Origin of the sequence: Actinoallomurus soli (assembly GCF_024055715.1) — a bacterium.
In the GTDB taxonomy this organism is placed as follows: domain Bacteria; phylum Actinomycetota; class Actinomycetes; order Streptosporangiales; family Streptosporangiaceae; genus Actinoallomurus; species Actinoallomurus soli.
Genome location: NZ_JAMXMV010000003.1, coordinates 111,811 through 129,084, shown reverse-complemented (window position 1 = coordinate 129,084; position 17,274 = coordinate 111,811). Strand labels below are relative to the sequence as shown.

General features: G+C 74.2%; 15 protein-coding genes. 6 read left to right on the top strand and 9 right to left on the bottom strand.

The window, feature by feature from the left end:
* Nucleotides 1–18: 18 nt before the first annotated feature.
* The 6 genes from NDW01_RS09800 to NDW01_RS09775 all read right to left on the bottom strand — a co-directional run bounded on the left by NDW01_RS09800 (nucleotide 19) and on the right by NDW01_RS09775 (nucleotide 8,878).
* Nucleotides 19–669, bottom strand: coding sequence for an ABC transporter ATP-binding protein (locus NDW01_RS09800; RefSeq protein WP_252778106.1), 651 nt, complete (start codon nucleotides 667–669; stop codon nucleotides 19–21).
* Nucleotides 656–1,582, bottom strand: coding sequence for an ABC transporter ATP-binding protein (locus NDW01_RS09795; RefSeq protein WP_252819029.1), 927 nt, complete (start codon nucleotides 1,580–1,582; stop codon nucleotides 656–658). The genes NDW01_RS09800 and NDW01_RS09795 overlap by 14 nt, the downstream gene beginning before the upstream one ends.
* Nucleotides 1,579–4,143 carry an FtsX-like permease family protein gene (locus NDW01_RS09790; protein WP_252819026.1) on the bottom strand — a complete coding sequence of 855 codons (2,565 nt, stop codon included), beginning with the start codon at nucleotides 4,141–4,143 and terminating at the stop codon, nucleotides 1,579–1,581. Before NDW01_RS09790 ends, NDW01_RS09795 begins: the two co-directional genes overlap by 4 nt.
* Complete coding sequence (locus NDW01_RS43735) at nucleotides 4,140–7,238, bottom strand: FtsX-like permease family protein (RefSeq protein WP_252819023.1); 3,099 nt, start codon at nucleotides 7,236–7,238, stop codon at nucleotides 4,140–4,142. The genes NDW01_RS09790 and NDW01_RS43735 overlap by 4 nt, the downstream gene beginning before the upstream one ends.
* 110 nt (nucleotides 7,239–7,348) lie before the next feature.
* Nucleotides 7,349–7,810: a luciferase domain-containing protein gene (locus NDW01_RS09780; RefSeq protein WP_252819021.1), complete on the bottom strand. Its 462-nt coding sequence runs from the start codon at nucleotides 7,808–7,810 to the stop codon at nucleotides 7,349–7,351.
* A gap of 174 nt (nucleotides 7,811–7,984) precedes the next feature.
* Complete coding sequence (locus tag NDW01_RS09775) at nucleotides 7,985–8,878, bottom strand: NAD-dependent epimerase/dehydratase family protein (RefSeq protein ID WP_252819019.1); 894 nt, start codon at nucleotides 8,876–8,878, stop codon at nucleotides 7,985–7,987.
* Between the two features lie 142 nt (nucleotides 8,879–9,020).
* Here NDW01_RS09775 and NDW01_RS09770 point away from each other — a divergent pair, with 142 nt between their 5' ends.
* Complete coding sequence (locus NDW01_RS09770) at nucleotides 9,021–9,872, top strand: helix-turn-helix transcriptional regulator (RefSeq protein WP_252819017.1); 852 nt, start codon at nucleotides 9,021–9,023, stop codon at nucleotides 9,870–9,872.
* Between the two features lie 25 nt (nucleotides 9,873–9,897).
* Here the strand turns inward: NDW01_RS09770 and NDW01_RS09765 are convergent, their stop codons facing one another.
* On the bottom strand, nucleotides 9,898–10,686 hold the full coding sequence (locus NDW01_RS09765) for a DUF4097 family beta strand repeat-containing protein (protein WP_252819015.1): 789 nt from the start codon (nucleotides 10,684–10,686) through the stop codon (nucleotides 9,898–9,900).
* Between the two features lie 99 nt (nucleotides 10,687–10,785).
* Nucleotides 10,786–13,125, bottom strand: coding sequence for a S8 family serine peptidase (locus NDW01_RS09760; protein ID WP_252819013.1), 2,340 nt, complete (start codon nucleotides 13,123–13,125; stop codon nucleotides 10,786–10,788).
* Between the two features lie 308 nt (nucleotides 13,126–13,433).
* On the opposite strand from NDW01_RS09760, the gene NDW01_RS09755 reads away from it, so the two are divergent.
* Together NDW01_RS09755 and NDW01_RS09750 are read left to right on the top strand one after the other, a co-directional pair.
* Nucleotides 13,434–13,691: an SHOCT domain-containing protein gene (locus NDW01_RS09755; protein WP_252819011.1), complete on the top strand. Its 258-nt coding sequence runs from the start codon at nucleotides 13,434–13,436 to the stop codon at nucleotides 13,689–13,691.
* A 94-nt stretch (nucleotides 13,692–13,785) separates the two neighbouring features.
* A complete protein-coding gene (locus NDW01_RS09750; RefSeq protein ID WP_252819009.1) occupies nucleotides 13,786–14,013 on the top strand; it encodes a hypothetical protein in 228 nt (75 codons plus the stop codon).
* A 16-nt stretch (nucleotides 14,014–14,029) separates the two neighbouring features.
* Here the strand turns inward: NDW01_RS09750 and NDW01_RS09745 are convergent, their stop codons facing one another.
* Nucleotides 14,030–15,250, bottom strand: a complete 1,221-nt coding sequence (locus NDW01_RS09745) for an FUSC family protein (RefSeq protein ID WP_252819007.1) — start codon at nucleotides 15,248–15,250, stop codon at nucleotides 14,030–14,032.
* A 40-nt stretch (nucleotides 15,251–15,290) separates the two neighbouring features.
* On the opposite strand from NDW01_RS09745, the gene NDW01_RS09740 reads away from it, so the two are divergent.
* The 3 genes from NDW01_RS09740 to NDW01_RS09730 are packed head-to-tail and all read left to right on the top strand — an operon-like array spanning nucleotide 15,291 to nucleotide 17,263.
* Nucleotides 15,291–15,743, top strand: a complete 453-nt coding sequence (locus NDW01_RS09740; RefSeq protein WP_252819005.1) for a MarR family winged helix-turn-helix transcriptional regulator — start codon at nucleotides 15,291–15,293, stop codon at nucleotides 15,741–15,743.
* 47 nt (nucleotides 15,744–15,790) lie between these two features.
* Nucleotides 15,791–16,360 carry an isochorismatase family cysteine hydrolase gene (locus NDW01_RS09735; protein ID WP_252819003.1) on the top strand — a complete coding sequence of 190 codons (570 nt, stop codon included), beginning with the start codon at nucleotides 15,791–15,793 and terminating at the stop codon, nucleotides 16,358–16,360.
* A gap of 18 nt (nucleotides 16,361–16,378) precedes the next feature.
* Nucleotides 16,379–17,263 carry a hypothetical protein gene (locus NDW01_RS09730; protein WP_252819001.1) on the top strand — a complete coding sequence of 295 codons (885 nt, stop codon included), beginning with the start codon at nucleotides 16,379–16,381 and terminating at the stop codon, nucleotides 17,261–17,263.
* Nucleotides 17,264–17,274 lie beyond the last annotated feature (11 nt).

The following is a 17,274-nucleotide window of genomic DNA, read 5'->3' as shown; positions in this document are numbered from 1 at the left end:
CGACCTGCCCCTTCGCGCTCAGGACACGGCGCCGTCGCGGAGTTCGATGACGCGGTCGGCGTGGCGGACCAGGAGGGGGTCATGGGTCGCGACGACGGCCGTGACGCCCTGGTCGCGGACGACGGCGCGGATCAGCTGCATGATCGACTGGGCGGTCTCGGAGTCGAGCTGTCCTGTGGGTTCGTCCGCGATGAGCACCTGCGGCGACCGGGCCAGGGCGCGGGCGATGGCGACGCGTTGCTGCTGGCCGCCGGACAGTTCGTACGGGCGCTGCCGGGCATGGTCGGCGAGGCCCACCATGGCCAGCAGCAGCCGTACGCGCTCCTCGCGTTCGCGGGCCGGGGTCCGCGTCAGCCGCAGTGGCACGCCGACGTTCTCCGCCGCCGACAGCACCGGGATCAGCCCGAACGACTGGAACACGAACCCGACCGTCTCCCGCCGCATGCGCTGCAGCTCCGCCGGGCCGGACGATGTCACCTCCCACGGGCCGACGACGACCCGGCCGGAGGCCGGGCTGTCGAGCCCGCCGATGAGGTTCAGCAGCGTCGTCTTCCCCGAACCCGAACGGCCGCGGACGGCCAGGAGCTCCCCGGCCTCGACCGTGAAGCTCACGTCCCGGAGGACGTGGTTCGCCCCGTACGCCTTGTTCAGGCCCTCAACGGTGATCATCAGGCCAGACTCCGATGTGGTCCGTCTCCAGTTCCAGGCGTACCCGGTCCTTCATGTCCAGCGCCGTGGTGAACGACCGGGGGAGCTGCAGCCGCCCCGCGCGGTCGAGCACGGCGTACTCCGCGACGACGACGTCGCCGGACTCGGAGGTGCGGCGGAGGATCTCGCTGCTCGTCCGCCCGTCGCGGATGCCGATCGTACGGTCGACGTTGCCGGCGACCTCCGGGTCGTGGGTGACGATGACGGTCGTGACGCCGAGGGACCGGTTCGCGGTGCGGAGGGCGGAGAACACCGACGCGCCGGTCGCCGTGTCGAGCTCGCCGGTGGGCTCGTCGGCGAGGACGACCTTCGGCCGGTTCGCGACGGCCACCGCGATGGCGACGCGCTGCTGTTCGCCACCGGACATCTCGGCCGGTCGCGCCGTGGCGCGGTCGGCCAGGCCGACCAGGTCGAGCAGTTCGAGGGCGCGCGTGCGCCGTGCCTTCCGCCCGAGACCGGCGAACCGCATCGGCATCTCGACGTTCTCCGCGGCCGACAGGTACGGGAGGAGGTTCCGCGCGGTCTGCTGCCACACGAACCCGACGAGTTCCCGCCGGAACCGCAGCCGGTCGCGGCCGGACATGTCGAGCAGGTCGACCCCGGCGACCCGCGCCACGCCCGCGGTCGGCACGTCCAGCCCGGCCAGGATGTTCAGCAGCGTCGACTTGCCCGACCCGGACGCGCCGACGAGCGCCACCATCTCGCCCTCCTCGACGAGCAGGTCCAGGCCCTGCAGCGCGATCACCTCGACGCCCTGCGTCTGGTAGATCCGCACCAGGTTGTCGCAGACGATGTGGGCGTCCGCGCCGTACGCCGGGCCGGTGCTGCCGGCGCGGCGCTCCAGCTCCGCCAGGTCGGGTTCGTCCAGGCTCATACCTCTCCGATCCGCAGCACGCCGCCGAGGCCGCGCCGCGTCGCGACCAGGGCGTCGATGAACACGGCCAGGGCCGCGAAGACCAGCAGTCCGCCGGCGAGCGACGCGGAGACCGCCAGGTCGGGCACGAAGTGCCGGACCGGCGACCCGCCCGTGTACGGGCTCAGGTCGATGGCGGGTCCCAGCAGACCCGGCAGGACGAGCCCGAGCGCCCACCCGCCGGCGAACGCGACGAACAGCACCGGCGCGATCTCGACGACGGCCAGCCAGTGCGCCTGCCGCCGGCTCAGCCCGAGCGTGCGCAGGTACGACACGGCGCGCCCGCGGCCTCGCGCGCCCGCGAACAGCATCACCAGGATCGCGAGCGTTCCGTAGCAGGTCACGAGGGCGGCCGTCAGGCCGAACCCCTGACCGACGATCCGGCCGAGCGTCCCCTGGGTGAGGGCGGCGTGCTCCTGGCGGTACGTCGTCACGGCGTTCTTCTCGGCGGCGCCGAGTGACGGCTGGGCGGCGGCGCGCGACAGCGCCGCCGCGTCGATGTGGTCGCCGCGGACGAAGATGGAGACCGAGCCGGTGTTGCCGCCGCCGGTGGCGCGGCCGAGCGCGTCGGCGGGCACGAGGACGAACGGGTCGTCGGCGGACTGGCCGGGGAAGCCCGTGACCGTGCCGGCGTTCCGCAGCGGCATGCTCTGGCCGTAGTCGGTGGACACGCTGACCCCCGACTTCGGCGCGTGCGCGGTGGGGGAGAACAGCGCCGGGATCCCGGGGCCGCGCGGCCACGCGGGCGGCCGCAGGGGCGTGTCGGCCATCATCCGCCGGTAGGCGGGCAGGTCGACGCCGATCACGGTGAGCTCGCTGATGAGCTGGCCGTCCACGGACATCCGGGCCGCGTGGACGGTCTGGGCGGGCACGACGGCCCGTACGCCCGGCGTGCGGCGCACCCGGTCGATCACGTCCCGGCTCATGGTCACCGCGTCGACCCGCGCGTCCCCGCCCACCGACGCGTACGTCGCGAGGCGCTGCGCGCGGCTCAGGCTCGCCTCGACCGTCGAGCCGAACCCGATGACCGCCACGGCCAGCAGCACGACGACGAGCGGCAGCGCCGCCGTCGACACGCGGGCGACGCCGATGAACGGGACCGCCGACCGCCCCCGCGCGAGAATCCGCTGGACCGGCCGCAGGACGTACGGGAGGGCGCGCAGGAGCACGAGCCCGGCGGCCACGGCCAGGAGCACGGGGACGGCGGACAGGAACGGATCGACGCTCCCGGTGGCGGGGAGGCCGCGCCGGCGGACGAGGTACGTCCCGGCCACCGCGAGCACGACGAGCAGGCCCTCGGCGACCAGCCGTCGCCCCGGGAGACGGAGCCCGGCGGCCGTCGGCCCGCCGATCGCCGTCAGGACCAGGATCGCCACCGCGGCGTACGACACGGTCTGCGCCGGGCCGTCGACGAGGAGCGCGGACAGCGCGAGGCCGGCGGCGGCGGCCGGCAGCGTCACCAGGGCCGTGACGCCGGCGGTGAGCCCGGCGAGCCGGAGCCGTGAGGCGCCGCGGGCGGCCTGCAGGTGGAGGTCGGGGTTCATCCGCCGGAGCAGGAGCCCGACGGCGAGGGCCAGCACGCCGAGCGCGGCGGCGAACAGCCCGGAGACCGACAGGAACATCAGCGCCTGCGTCGTCCGGAGCCGCTGCACGAAGTCGTCGAGCACCCAGTCCAGCCGCGTGCTCATCGAGGTGTTCTCGCCCGCGATCCTCTCGGCGGACCGGTGGACGTCGTCCACGAGCGTCTTCGCGGACCCGGCCGTGACCCGGTCGGTGCCGGGCGTGTACGTCCAGGTGACGTTGACCCCGAACGGCGTCCGGGTGCACAGCGCGCGGTAGCCGGCCGGGTCGAGGATCCCGGTCGCCAGGACGACGTCGTTCCCGTCGGGCGTCTTCCTCAGCTCGGCGTCCGCGAACTTCGCGTGCGACGCGGACGCCCAGTACCGGTCGCCGGGGTCCGCCGGGACGAACAGCCCCGTGATCCGCACGTTGAGGGCCGGCTGGGTCGCGGTGCGCAGGACGTCGCCGGCGGCGACGCCCAGCCGCCGCGCCGCGCGTTCGGGCAGCGCGGTCTCGAGCGCGGGGCCGGGCGGGCGGCCCGAGACGTACCGGATGTGGGCGTTCGCGCTGCTGGAGTAGCCGAGGCCCAGCGTCTGGTTCACGCCGTGCGCGAGCGGCAGGAACGATGAGCCGGCGAAGTAGTCGCTCGTCACGATGGTGTCCCGCAGCGGCTTCGGGAACGTCGCGCGCCACTGCCGCGCCGCCGTCGCGAGCCCGTCCGTGCTCGCGAGGAGACGCGCGCCGCGCGCCTGCGCCTCGTCCGCCGCGGTCGACGGCAGCCCGGACGACACGACGAGGTCGGTGGCGCCGGACGGCGCCCCGGCCATCGTCTCCCGCGCGGCGCGGTCGTACCCGGAGACGAGCGCCCGCGGCCCCGCGTCGGCCAGGAACGTCGTGACGAGGACGAGCAGCCCGAGGACGAGCAGCGCCGGCCGGTGCGCCCGCGCGGTCCGCCGGATCATCGCTCCTCCAGGGGACGGCCGTGCCGCAGCGAGCGGGCGAACAGCAGCAGCACCGCGGCGATCAGCACGACGATCGCGCCCAGCATCGAGACGATCGCGGGCCACCGCAGGATGACGTGCACGGGCGGGTACGGAGTGGTGGCGGCCGCCGTGAGCACGACGTGCGGAACGACGAGACGGGCCAGCACGATCCCGAGCAGCAGACCGCCGGCCAGGCCCAGCCCGACGAGGAACGCCTGCTCGACGGCGACGAGCCCGAGGACCTGCCGCCCGCCGACGCCGAGCGCCCGCAGGACCGCGAACTCACCGGCGCGCTCCCGCGCCGACACGGCCGTGTGGACCGCGAACCCGATCGCCGCGAGCACCAGCGCGGCGCCGAACCCGAGGATGAGGGCGCCCCGCAGCCCGCGCCCCAGCGGGGCGTCGCGCAACCGGTGCCGCAGGGCGTTCCGGTCGACGACGGTCTGCCCCGCGAGCGCCTTCGCGACCGGCGCGGTGTCGCGGGCCGTCAGCCACCATTCGCCGGGCGCGGGCGCGGGTACACCGGCGGCGAGGTCCCGGTCGCTCAGCGCGGCCCAGTCGACCATCACGCCGGGCTTGCCCGGCGCGACCGACGGCAGTGCGGGGACGATCCCCGCGACCGTGATCGGATGGGCGAGGCCGCCCTGGTCGAGGCTGAGCCGGCCGCCCACGCCGACGTGCGCGCGGGCGGCGAGGTCACGGGTGACGATCGCCGGGAGGGGCGCGCCGGCCTGCCCGCCGCGCACCAGGGCGCTGCCGACGAGCTGCGGCGACTGCCACTCGGCGGTGGACGCGGGCGGCAGACGCAGGCTCAGCAGCCCGCCCGGCTCGGGCCGCAGGTTCTCGGCGAGGCCGTCGCTCGCCGTGATCTGCCCGGTCCACTGAACGCCCGCCGGCGAACCCAGCGCCGGCACGGTCAGCGTGAGGTCGCCCGGACGGCCGCCGGACGCGCCGACGTAGGAGAAGCGGAAGCCGCGGACCGCGATCGGGTAGGCGATGGCGCCGCCGGTTCCGGCCGCCGCCGACAGGTCGACGTCCTCGGTGTGGGTGCTCCCGTCGGCGGCCACGGAGCCGATGTCGACCTCGTACGTCACGTGGAACGCGTCGGTGAGGATCATCGAGAGCTCGACCGGGCCGCCCGTCCGGTCGGCGCGCACCCCGACGGACAGCCGCGACGGCCGCCCCGGGACCGGTACCGCCGCGCCCGTACGGCCTGCCGCGAGCCGCGCCGGGTCCGCCGGGAACGGGGTCCGCAGCATCCGTGCGATCTTGCCGGCGTCGGCCGCGAGCACCGTGACGTCCGAACTCGCGGTCCCGCCGAACGCCCGCAGGACCGGGCTCACCGCCGTCACACCGGGCAGCGCGGCGTACCGGCCGCCCTGCCCCGCCGTCTGCGGCGACGTGTCGTCGGTCGGCGCGGTGACCCGCAGGTCGGCGCCGGCCTGGAAGTCCGCCTGGTCGAGCTGCGACTGCCGCCACGTCACGCCGGTCGTGACCGACAGCACGCCCACCGCCACCGTCATCACCAGCAGCAGAGTGGGGCCGGCGGTACGCAGCGGCCTGCGGCTGACCTGCCGCGTGGCCACCGCGGGCGCCAGGCCGCGGCCGTGCGTGGTGGCCCGCTCCCCGGCGCGCGAGGCGACCGGCACGAGCCGCAGGACGAGGACGCCTCCGGCGAGGAGCGCGAGCGCCGGACCGGCCACGATCAGCGGGTCGATGCCGAGCCCCCGCGTCGCCGTCGCGGTGACCGGGCCGCCGTAGTGCGCGAGCTGCCAGACCGCCAGCGCCGCGAGGACGACGAGGGCCAGGTCGCCGCCGGCCCGCTGGATCGCCGCGCGCCGCTCGCCCCGGCCGCGCTCGGCGAGGGCCGCGACGTACGTTCGCCGGATGCCGCTCAGCGCCGGCAGGCCGAGGGCGGCGGCGCACGCCAGCGCGCCCGCGACCGCGATCGCCCAGGCCAGTACCGGTGACGGTGGCGTGGCGGTGCCTCCCGCGACGGCGCGTACGAGCGGTGGCGCGAGGAACGGCGCGGCCACCGCGGCCGGGAGGGCGAGCAGCAGGCCCTCGGACGCGGCGAGGCCCGCGATCTGACGCGTCGACGCGCCACGGGCGCGCATGAGCATGACCTCCACCCGCCGGTGCTCGGCGAGGAGCCGCGCGACGAGCGTCAGCGTGTACACGGCGAGGACGACGAGCTGCAGCGCCGGGATCAGCAGCGTCGACCGCGCGACGAGCAGCGCCCGGCCGACCTGCGTCAGCAGGTCCGCCAGCGAGGACTTGACGCTGTAGGAGCCGCCGAGCGCGGCGGGCAGCGCGCGGGCCCGCGCGGCGACGTCCGTCAGCTCGTTCGCGCGGATCTCCCGCATGGACGGGGACACGAGCCAGCGCACGGTCACCGTCGTGGCGAAGCGCGCGCTGAACGTCGCCGGAGGCACCACGAGCGGGCCGAACGTGGTGTAACCGAGGCGCTCGGCCCCGGTCGTGACGAGCCGGTCGCCGCCCCAGAACCAGTCGTCCGCGTGCCGCACCTCGAACAGCCCGGTGACGGTGACCGTGACCGGCGGGCCGCCGACCCGGCTGTGCAGGGTGACGGTACGGCCGGGGGACAGCCGCATCGCCCGCGCCGCCGGCACGGGCAGGGCGGCCTCGATCCCGTTCGCGGTCGGCCAGCGGCCCGCGACGAGGCGGGCGTGGCCCTCGATCCCGTCGTACGTCGCGAACGTCGTGAGCTGCGGGTGCGGACTCCGCTCCTGCCCCGGCACGGCGTACGAGTCGCCGCGCGCGCTGACCACGACGGCCGCCGGGACGTGCCCGTACACCCTGCGGACGGCGGCCGTGACCGTACGCCGCGCGGCGGGAATGTCATGCGCGGCGACGCTGGTGGTGATCCGCGTGCCGGCGTCGTCGAACGTCGCCGCGGCCAGGGTGGCGCGCAGCCCGTCGCCCGTCACGGTCGCGGCGTAGCCGCCGAGCGCGGTCAGGATCGTGACGGCGAACAGCACGGTCGCCGAGGCCGCCAGGACGAGGAGTCGATGGCCGAGCGCGCGCCGGACCGTGAACTCCGCCCGTCGCACCCCCCGTCGCCTCCCTCACCTCGCCGCGATCAGGCCATCTTCACGATCGGGACATGATTCGGGCAAGTGCGCGGGAGAACGACGCCCGGACCGGTGCCCGCGATTCGCCGTCACCGGGGACGGAGGCGGGGCTCCCGCAGGTCGTTCGGGACGGTGGCCGGGCGGCCGGACAGCACGGCGCCGTCGACCTCGGCGCGGGCCAGCGTCATGCAGGCCCCGGTGCGTTCCCTCCGCGCGCCGGACGTGTTCGCCTTGATGGCGACACTGGCCAGGGAGGTGAACAGGTCGACGTCGCCGTCGCTGTCGAGTCGTACGCGGATCCAGTCCCCGCCGGGGGCCAGCTGCACGCGCCCCGACTCCAGGAGGGGACGGCGCAGACGCCCGATGACCGGCCAGGTCAGCCGCAGCTCCGCGCAGCCGTCGGCGTGCACATGGGCGAGCTGCCGGCCGTCGATCTTCAGCGCCGTGCCGAGACCACAGGCGGCGCGTCCTCTGCGTACGCCGGGCCACGAGGCCACCTGCGCCATCGCGCGATCGGCGTACGACGTCGCCGGAACCTTTCTTCCCCGCATGACAACCAATCGTTCACCCTCCGACCCCGCCATAGGAAGACTTGTGACACAAAAAGCCTCTATGCGGGGAACGGCGTGGGCAGAGGCCGCCGGGTGCCCGGGGCGGGTGGCCGCCGCCGGGGGCCGGACGCGGGCAGGCCGCCGGGGACCGGGCGCGGGGAGGGGCGCCGGGGGTCAGACGCGGGTGGCGGTGGCGTAGGACCCGGTGCGCAGCTCGTCGAGGAGGCCGCGTTCGACCGGCTTCCAGCCGAACACCCGCTCGGCGCGGGAGGGATCCAGCGGCGAGGACCGGGTGAGCACGCCGGCGAAGGGGCCGAGCGCCTGCCGAGCCTGTTCGAGAGTGATCGACATCGCGCGGGCTCCCGTGGTGTCGGCCACCGCCTCGGCGATCTGCCGCATGGAGGTACGGCTCCGGGTCGCGGCGTTGACGACGAGATGTCGCTCGCCCCGCTCCAGCGCGGCGACGTACAGCCTGGCGAGGTCGTCGACGTGCACCGAGCTCCAATCGTTGGCGCCGTCGCCGATGTACGTGGCGACTCCCCGCTCCCGTGCGCCCGCGATCATGCCCTGGAGCAGCCCGGAACCGCCCCGTCCGTAGATCAGCGCGGCCCGAATCACCGTCACCGCCGGCCCGTCGGCGGCCAGCACCTGCCGCTCGCCCAGCACCTTGTACGGCTGCGGGGAGTGTTCGGAGTCGACCGGGGTGTCCTCGTCGACCGGCACTCCCCGGGTGTCCGGATAGACCAGGCCGGTGCTGGTGTAGACGAACGGGCTCCCCGGCCTGAGCCCGGCGAGCATCGCCGCCAGCGCCGGCTCCTCCAGCGTCCGCATGGCGGGGTCGGTGAAGTCCACCGCGGCGTGGACGACGGCGTCTGCCCCCTCTGCGGCGAGACGGAGGGCCGCCGTGTCCGCGAGGTCCCCCGGAACCGCCTCCGCCCCCAGCTCGGTCACCCGGTCCCGAGCCGCCTGTGACCGGGCGAGCGCGCTCACCCGGTGGCCCGCCGCGACGAGGTGCTCGGTGAGCACACCGCCGAGATAACCGCTCGCACCCGTCAGGAAGATCTTCATGGTCCTGTCCTCGCTGGTAGACGGCGGCCGCCGATCCGCGGCCACTCCGCCCAGCGTTCGTGAGCGGGCCGTGGCCAGCCAGGGACCATCGGTCCGTGGCTGAGCGCGGGTCGGGGCCGCGGCGGGGCCGTACCGTGGGGCCATGGACAAGCACGCGCTGGCGGCGTTCCTGCGCAGCAGGAGAGAGCAGGTCCGGCCGGAGGACGTGGGCCTGCCGCGGGGGTCGCGGCGCCGCACCCCGGGGCTGCGGCGGGAGGAGGTCGCGCAGCTCGCCCACATCTCCACGGACCACTACAGCCGTCTGGAGCAGGCGCGCGGTCGGCACCCGTCACGCCAGGTGCTCCGGGGCATCGCCCGCGCGCTGCGCCTGTCCGATCAGGAGCGGGCCCACCTCTTCTCTCTGGCCGGTGAGCTGGAGGACGATCCGGGGCGGCTGCCGTCGCGCGAGGTCGCCCCCTCCACCGCCGCCCTGCTGGACCGCCTCGCCGACACCCCCGCGATGGTGCTGGACGACACGTGCCAGGTGCTCGCGTGGAACCCGCTCGCCGCCGCCCTGTTCGAGGACTTCTCGGCCCTGCGGGCGGCGGACCGCAACGTCCTGCGCCGCATCTTCCTGCACCCCGACCACGACCACGGCGTGTACGGGATCACCGGCCACGAGCGCCTGGCGATCAACGCCGTCAGCTATCTGCGGGTCGCCACCACCCGCTACCCGGACAGCGCCGAGTTGCGTTCGCTGATCGACGAGCTCCTGGCCGGCAGCGCGACCTTCGCCCGGCTGTGGAACTCCCAGGAGCTCCGCATCGAACACCATTCCCGGCAGGTCTTCCAGCACCCGAAGGTGGGGCCGATCGAGCTGGACTTCGACATCCTCACCGTGCCGGACGCCGACCAGCACCTGGTGCTCTTCACCGCCGAGCCGGGCTCCGCCTCGTACCGGAACCTGCAGTTCCTCGGGGTGATCGGCGCACAGCGGATGGACGCGCCCACCTGAGCCGGAGCGCGCGCCGCGACGCCGCTCAGGACGTCGTGTGCTCGGCGGTCAGGTGACCCGAGTCGGTGCGCAGGTAGAGCCTTCGCGGGGCACGCTGGTCGTGCGGAACGCCGGCGACGTCCTTGCCGCCGCTGTCGGTGTCGGCGTCCACGTTGTACGGGCCGCCGGGGACCGCCACGCGAAGGGAGGCGGAGTCGGTCGTCGCGTTCACGTTGGTGGGCGGGGCGGCGAAGGTCAGCCGGACGCTCCCGGACTTCGAATGCGCCCGTACGGTCGCCGCGGTCAGCCGCGTGGCGTGGATCGACCCCGAGTCGGTCGTGAGGGTGAGGGGGCTGCCGACGTCCTCCACGACGATCGAGCCCGAGTCGCTGTGGGCCCGGACCGCGCCCTTGACCGAGTGGATCGCGACCGATCCGGAGTCGCTGCTCGCGTCGGCGGTCGCGACCCCGGTGACGTCGATCCTGCCGCTGTCGGCGCGGGCCTGGACGGTGACGGAGGCGGGGACCGTGAGCTCGTAGTCGACCTTGCAGCGGGAGCAGCCCCTGGTGAACGTCAGGGTCCCGGAGTCGAGCCGCTGGCCGGGATGCGGAGTGCCGTCCTGGTAGTGCACGACCCGGTGAATCCGCACCGCGGAGCCACCCGCCCTGATGACGAGCCGGCCGTCTTTCGAGTCGAGATTCACGGCCTTCACCTGGCCGTTCACGGTGGCGTCGGAGGTGAGTTCGTTCTTGTAGTCGCCGAAGTGCACGCTGACACCGCACCCGGAGAGGCCGAGAACGGCGAGCAGGGGCAGGGCCAGGCCACCTTTGCGCACGGACGTACTCCTCCCCGTCGGACTGCCAGCACGCTATCCGGACCGCCCGGCCGCGGCCATGGGGACCGCAGGCGTCACGGGGGTGGGGTTAGCCCCCCGTCAGGTACCAGAACCGTCCTCGGGCTCGGCGGGCGGCGGGTCCGTACGCTCCTCCGAATCCGGCACCGAGGAGTCCGACTCGGAGGCATCCGGCTCGGCGGAGTCCAGCGAGGTGGACCAGCCGCCGAACAGGGGCGACCCCCAGTTGCGGGTGTCCTCCTTCAGCCGGTCGAAACCGCGGCGGATGCTCTCCCAGCTCTCGTCCGCGAGCGGAGTGCCGACGTCGGCGGAGGAGTCGATCGGCGCGTCACCGAGCGGATCCGGGCTCTGGGGCTCCGGCGTCTCCGGGTACCGGCCGCTCGGCGACGTCGCGTCGCCGCGCTCGCCCGGTGGTGTCCAGAGCGGCTGTCGTTCCGGCGCGGACGGCGGGCGTACGGGGTCGGCGGGGGACGGCTCGCCCGGGGCCTCGTATCGCTCCGGCGCGGACGCCGGCCCGGCCTGCGGCGTGAAGGACGAAGGGCCGGAGGAGGCCTCGCCGTCCGCCGCCGGGGCGGAGAAGGACGCGGTGCGCGGGGGCTCCCCTGCGGCGGTCCCGTACGGGGGCGGTTCGACCGGGGACCGGTCGTCGTCCGTACGGGAGAACGGCCGTCCCGGCGCGGGATCCGGTGGCGGCGGCCCCCAGGACGACGAAGCCTCGGACGGCAGAGGATCACGGGACGACGGCCCGGGTGTGCGTGGTTCCCAGGGAGACGGTGGCTCCGGCGGCCGGGATCGCCCGGACGACGGCGGCTCGGGCGGGCGGGGCTGCCCGGACGACGCAGGCTCGGGCGACGAGGGTTCGCGGGAGCGGGGTTCTCTGGGGGACGGCGGCTCGGGCGGGCGGGGATCCCAGGGCGGCGGTGGCGCGGACGGCCGGGGACTCCAGGACGGTGACGCCTCCTCCGCGCGGAGCTCCCAGGACGACTGCGGTCCGGTCGGCCGCGCCTCCCAGGGGGACGGTGACTCGGAGGATCTGGGCTCCCAGGGCGAGCGGCCCGGCGCTCCGCCCTGACGAGGGGCACGCGCGGGCGGGCGCTGCCGCCAGGGATCGTCCTCGGCCGGAGCCGAGGCGGCGACCGGCACGGCGACGTCCTCGTCGCCGGCGTCGGCCAGGGCGAGCCGCCGGCGACGCTGCCGCCAGCCCAGAATGAGGCTGAGGACGAGGAGCGTGCCGCCGCCGCTGAGCACGGCGACGAGCATGAGGTCGGGGCCGCCGCCCCCCGACGGGGACCCGTTGGCGTCCGGCTTGGTGGACGAGGACTGCGGCTGCTTGACGGTGGCGCCGCCGTGCTCGGCCTTGTTGATGCGCGCCGCCGCGCGCAGCGCGCCCAGGGCGTCGGCCACGCCGGTGCCGGTCGCGGTGCTCCGGCCGTCGGGCGGGCGGTGGGTGGTGCCCTGTTCGAGGGCCTGCTTGACCTCGGCCGCCGAGAGGCGCGGATAACGCGCCTTGAGGAGCGCGCTGATGCCGGCGACGAGCGCGGCCGACGAACTGGTGCCGGTGCCCAGCACGTAGCCGTGGCCCGCCACGTCGGCGCTGACGATCTCGACGCCCGGCGCCGCGACCGAGACGTACGCGTGGCGGTTCGTGAACTTGGCCGGCTTGAAAGCGCGGTCCACCGCGCCGACGGCGATCACGCCGGGGTAGGCGGCCGGGTAGTTGCGGCGGTTTCCGGTGGCGCCGTCGTTGCCGGAGGACGCCACGAGGACGACGCCCTTGTCCAGGGCGTACTTGATGGCCGACTCCTCCAGCGGGTTGCCGTCGTAGAACAGCTTGCCGCCGCCGAGGGACATGTTGATGACCTGCGCGCCGTGGTCGGTGGCGTACCGGATGCCCTGGGCGATGGCGTCACGGGAGCGCGCCACCTGCGCGTGGTCGTTCCGCATCGGGTCACCGAGCTCCCACGTGACCCTGATCGACAGGACCTTCGCCTCCGGCGCCACGCCCATGATGCCCGCGCCGCCGGCGGCGCCGTGACCGTGGCCCGCGATCAGGCTGGCCATCTCGGTGCCGTGGCGGCCCCAGTAGCGGTTGCCCGGCTTGCGCGCGTGGCCGGTGAAGTCGGGGCCGTCGATCACGCGCCCGGTGAGGTCCGGCTGATGGCCGTCGACGCCGGTGTCGAGGACGGCGACCGTCACGCCGTCGCCCCGGGAGTACTTCCAGGCGCGTGACAGGTGCAGAGCGCCGAGCGTCCACTGCTGACCGCGGTACAGGTCGGCCGTTGCCGCGCGGGCGGGTGGGCGGAGCGGTCGGCTCGGCACGGCGGACTGGGCGGCCGGAACGGACAGCACCGCGACGGCGGCGCCGGCCAGCAGCGCGGAGACGAGGCGAGGAAAGGTGCGGCGGGGCTCGGATACGGGCACCGGTTTCCTCCCCGGTATCGGCGGCGGGCGTCATTCTGCCACGGAGGGGCGCCGGAGCGCTCCCATGAGCGACCGCCTCTGGTGCGCCGAGGGCCGGTCCCGCGCACGGAGCGGCCCACCGGTCCGGGTACGGTTTCAGGGCGGTACGAGCGCCGGGCCGGCACTCTCTGGCCGCACGTGGCCTTCCGCGTGCCCTTCCCTGGCGGCCAGCCGGATTCCGGCCCGGTTCCGTCTGCTCCGCCGGGCGTACAGCAGAAGCCTCCCGCCGTATGACGACCCGTCCGGAGGCCCGGGCGCACGATCGGGGCATGGAAACGATGAGCCTGGCCGCGTACGGCCCCTGGCAGCACGGTCCCTGGCAGCACGGAGACGGCCCCGGCTGGTGGCCCGTCATCCCTCTCGCGTTCGGTCTGTTCTGGCTGCTCCTCCTCGGCGGAGGCGGCTACCTGCTCTGGCGCCGTACGAAGACGCCGGCGCGCGCGGAGTCGGTGCTCGCCGAACGGTACGCGCGAGGCGAGATCGACGAGGAGGAGTACCGCGAGCGGCTGGCCGTCCTGCGCTCCTGAGGCCTGCGCGCTGCCGAAGGGGCGCGCAGTGCTGTCCGGTGGTCGGCCGGGTGCGCACCGCATCGAGGGCATCAGGATCGGTTGCATCCCGCCGATGTGCGACCTGGACCTGCCGGACGAGATCGTCCCGATCGCCACCGCCGAGGACATGGCCAGGCGCCTGGCCCGCGAGGAGGGCCTGTTCGCCGGTACATCGTCAGGCGCGAACGTGCTCGCCCCGATCCAGGTCGGCCAGCGCCTCGGCCCGACCGCCAGGATCGCGACCTTATTGGTCGATTCCGGCCTGAAGCATCTCAGCACCGCTGTGTACCAACGCGGATGAATTCGACAACATGCCCTCACTGACACCGAGGGGCCGCGGACCGGGATGTGGCCGGGGTGTCGTGGGGAACAACGGGTTCGAGGTTGTCGGCGGCTCGGGTGTGCAGGCGTTCACCGGGAAGGCCGGTCGGGGTGAGCAGCACGGCGACGCGGTCGAGCAGGCGGGCGTGTGCTTCGAGAACGGCCGCGAGGCGGTCCGGTATGCGGTCCTGTTCGCGTGCGGGCCAGATCAGCAGGGTGGCGAGCGCGGCCAGGAGCGCGCCAGCGGCGTTGTAGGTGCTGCGTTCGAGTGCGTCGATCCACCCGATGGTGCCGCTGGTGTCGGTCAGCAGGAGGGCCACGGGGGCGGAGAAGACGGGCCAGAAGCCGTAGTTGATCCGCCGGAGGGGCTGGCCGAGTCCGCTGAGGAGGGCGACGGCGGCCATGAGGACGTAGGGGGACACCCCGGCGGCGACCACGAGCAGTGCGGCGGCGAGCGCGGAGCCCAGCACGGTGCCGCCGACGCGTTTGACGATCCGGCGTGTGGTCTGGCCCCAGCTCGGGCGCAGCGTCGTGACGATGCCGATGATCACCAGCTGGCCGCCGGGCAATCCGGTTGCGGTGATCAGGACGTAGGCCGCGGTGACGCAGACACCGAGCCGGACCGCGTGCCGGAAACGAGGGTCGCCCTCGCCAGCGGCAATGCGCAGGGCGGCGAGGGCGGCACGGACGCGGACCGCGGCGGGCTCGCGTGGGGGGCGGGGTCGCGGCGAGTCGTGCCGGCCACCGAAGTACGGGATGAGCAGCAGGGCGGTGGCGAACAGTCCGCCGGCCAGAAAAAGCGCCGTGTTCAGCCACACGTCGGGGTGCGGCTGCCCGGCGCCGACAACGACGCACAGCGCGGGGAACGGCCCGAGGACTCGAAGCGGGGCGCTGAAAGCGGCCGGCGCCAGGATGGGCAGTGCGGCCCAGCCCCCGGTGAGCATCCCGAGCGCGACGCCCGCGGCCATGAGAAGGCTGCGCCGCACGAGCGAGACGATGCGGTTGCGGGTGTCGCCCCGGGGTGTGGATCGCATCACCAGCCATGCGGCCATCGCGGTCAGGATGCCGGCGCCCTGCTGGTCGAGTGCGACCCCGAGGCAGGCGGGCAGGCCCACGGCGATGGCGGCGGCCGCGCCGATCCGCCAGTCGTAGGCGACACCGGGTTCACGAGAGAGGTACGTGCGCACGATCCCGCGCACCGCCCCGATCGCGGTCATCACCATTTGATTATGTGGCATAGTTATGTAGAATAACATTATGCGGGATGATGAGATCGAGCGCCTGCGCACCCAGATCAAGCTGCTGCAGCGCCGGCTGCGACAGGAGGCCCTGCCGGTCACGGGCCTGTCACTCTCAGGCTTCCGGGTCCTTGCAGCGGTCGCGCGGACACCCGAGGATGCGCAGCCGAGCCGGTTGGCCGAACGATTGACGATGAGCGGCCCGAACGTGTCCGCGGCGCTGCGCGAGTTGGCAGCGGGGGGCCTGATCGTCCGCGCGAAGGATCCGGACGACGCTCGCAAGGTGCGCATCGTCCTGACCGCCGCCGGCCAGGAAATGATCGACCGCAGCCGGCACGAGCGCGACTCCTGGCTGGGCCAGGCCATCGCGGCGCTGCTCGACGACGACGAGCAGCAGATGCTCCGCGCCGCGGGCGACCTGATGCAGCGCCTGGCCGGCTACCAGCCGTCCACGCCTCCGACGACCCCCTGATCCCCGCGCACGTCCAGTACGGCCTGCACGCACAAGGAGACCCTCCCATGCCGCTGAGTACCATCGACCCCGCCTGCGCCCTGCTCGTCGTCGACCTCCAGAAGGGCGTCACCGCGCGCCCGGAGATCAAGGAGGTCCTGGACAACGCCGTCGCTCTCGCGGCCGAATTCCGTCGGCGCGATCTGCCGGTCGTCCTGGTCACCGTCGACGGCGGCGCCCCCGGACGCACCGACGCCCGCCCCGGCACCACCGGGAACAGGGCGCCGCGTCCAGCCGATTGGGCCGAACTCGCTCCCGAGCTCGACCCCCAGCCGGGTGACATCCACATCACGAAACAGCGGTGGGGCGCCTTCACCGGCACCGACCTGCACCGGCGCCTGCAAGAACGAGGCGTCACCCAGACGGTGATCACCGGGGTCGCCACCAGCATCGGCGTGGAGTCCACCGCCCGCGCCGCCCACGAGCACGGCTACCACGTCGTGCTCGCCACCGACGCCATGGCCGACCTCGATGCCGCGGCGCACCGGCACAGCATCGAGCGGATCTTCCCCCGACTCGGCGAAACCGCCACCACCACCGACATCCTCACCACGCTGCGCACCCGCCAGAACGACTGACCACGCAAAGGCAGTGCCATGCAGACCGTCATCGCCGCCGAGGTCCCCGTCCGGGCCCAGGACCCCACCCGCTCCGCCCGCCCCGGTTCGATCCTGCGTCAGAACCTCCTGGCCGACACCGCGGACGACACACTGAGCTTCCGGCTCATCCGCAGCCAGTACCAACGCGGCGAACTGGCCTTCGAAAGCCCCCGCCATCACCACGCCTTCCAGCAACTGCGCTGGACCGAATCCGGCTCCGTCAACTACGCACCCGGCCAGGACATCCCGGAAGGCGACCTCGCCTACTTCCCCCGCGGGGCCTACTACGGGCCGCAGCGCAAGGACCAGGGAACCGCCCTACTCCTGCAGTACGGATTCGGTGACGAGTTCCTCCACCGCCGCGGCCGGCAAGGACAGGACGACGCCGGGGATGGGGAGAAGGTGCTCCAGCGGCTGCGCGCAAGCGGCACCTTCACCGGCGGACAGTACGTCGACACCGACCCGGACACCGGACGCCGCCGGCACCGCGACGCCGTGCAGGCCATCTACGACGCGCGCACTGGAGGCGGCTTTACCGTCCCGCCCGCCGGCTACGAGGCCCCGATCCTCATCCACCCGGCCGCCTTCACCTACTACACGGCCGGACCGGGCGTCGAGATCAAACCCCTGGGCAGCTTCTACGACCATCCCGGCCCCCACGCCGACCTGCGCATCAGCGTCGTCCGTCTCACCGACGACGCTACCTATGTCTTCACCGCCGACCGCGCGCAGATCGCCTGGACCACCACCAACGGACTCTGCGTCGACGGCCGGCCGCACCCCACACTCACCTGCCTGTACAGCCCCCGCGGCGACACAGCCACCGTCACCGGCACTGGCGGAGTCGAACTCGTCGTCCTCGACATGCCCCGGCTGGACTGACCGTCGCCCCG

Coding starts and splice junctions, on each gene's coding strand:
- NDW01_RS09775 (WP_252819019.1), bottom strand. CDS start 8,878: ATGAAGATCTTCCTGACGGGTGCGAGCGGTTATCTCGGCGGTGTGCTC.
- NDW01_RS09745 (WP_252819007.1), bottom strand. CDS start 15,250: ATGACCGCGATCGGGGCGGTGCGCGGGATCGTGCGCACGTACCTCTCT.
- NDW01_RS09795 (WP_252819029.1), bottom strand. CDS start 1,582: ATGAGCCTGGACGAACCCGACCTGGCGGAGCTGGAGCGCCGCGCCGGC.
- NDW01_RS09780 (WP_252819021.1), bottom strand. CDS start 7,810: ATGCGGGGAAGAAAGGTTCCGGCGACGTCGTACGCCGATCGCGCGATG.
- NDW01_RS09735 (WP_252819003.1), top strand. CDS start 15,791: ATGCCGCTGAGTACCATCGACCCCGCCTGCGCCCTGCTCGTCGTCGAC.
- NDW01_RS09770 (WP_252819017.1), top strand. CDS start 9,021: ATGGACAAGCACGCGCTGGCGGCGTTCCTGCGCAGCAGGAGAGAGCAG.
- NDW01_RS09750 (WP_252819009.1), top strand. CDS start 13,786: ATGTGCGACCTGGACCTGCCGGACGAGATCGTCCCGATCGCCACCGCC.
- NDW01_RS09740 (WP_252819005.1), top strand. CDS start 15,291: ATGCGGGATGATGAGATCGAGCGCCTGCGCACCCAGATCAAGCTGCTG.
- NDW01_RS09800 (WP_252778106.1), bottom strand. CDS start 669: ATGATCACCGTTGAGGGCCTGAACAAGGCGTACGGGGCGAACCACGTC.
- NDW01_RS09790 (WP_252819026.1), bottom strand. CDS start 4,143: ATGATCCGGCGGACCGCGCGGGCGCACCGGCCGGCGCTGCTCGTCCTC.
- NDW01_RS09730 (WP_252819001.1), top strand. CDS start 16,379: ATGCAGACCGTCATCGCCGCCGAGGTCCCCGTCCGGGCCCAGGACCCC.
- NDW01_RS09755 (WP_252819011.1), top strand. CDS start 13,434: ATGGAAACGATGAGCCTGGCCGCGTACGGCCCCTGGCAGCACGGTCCC.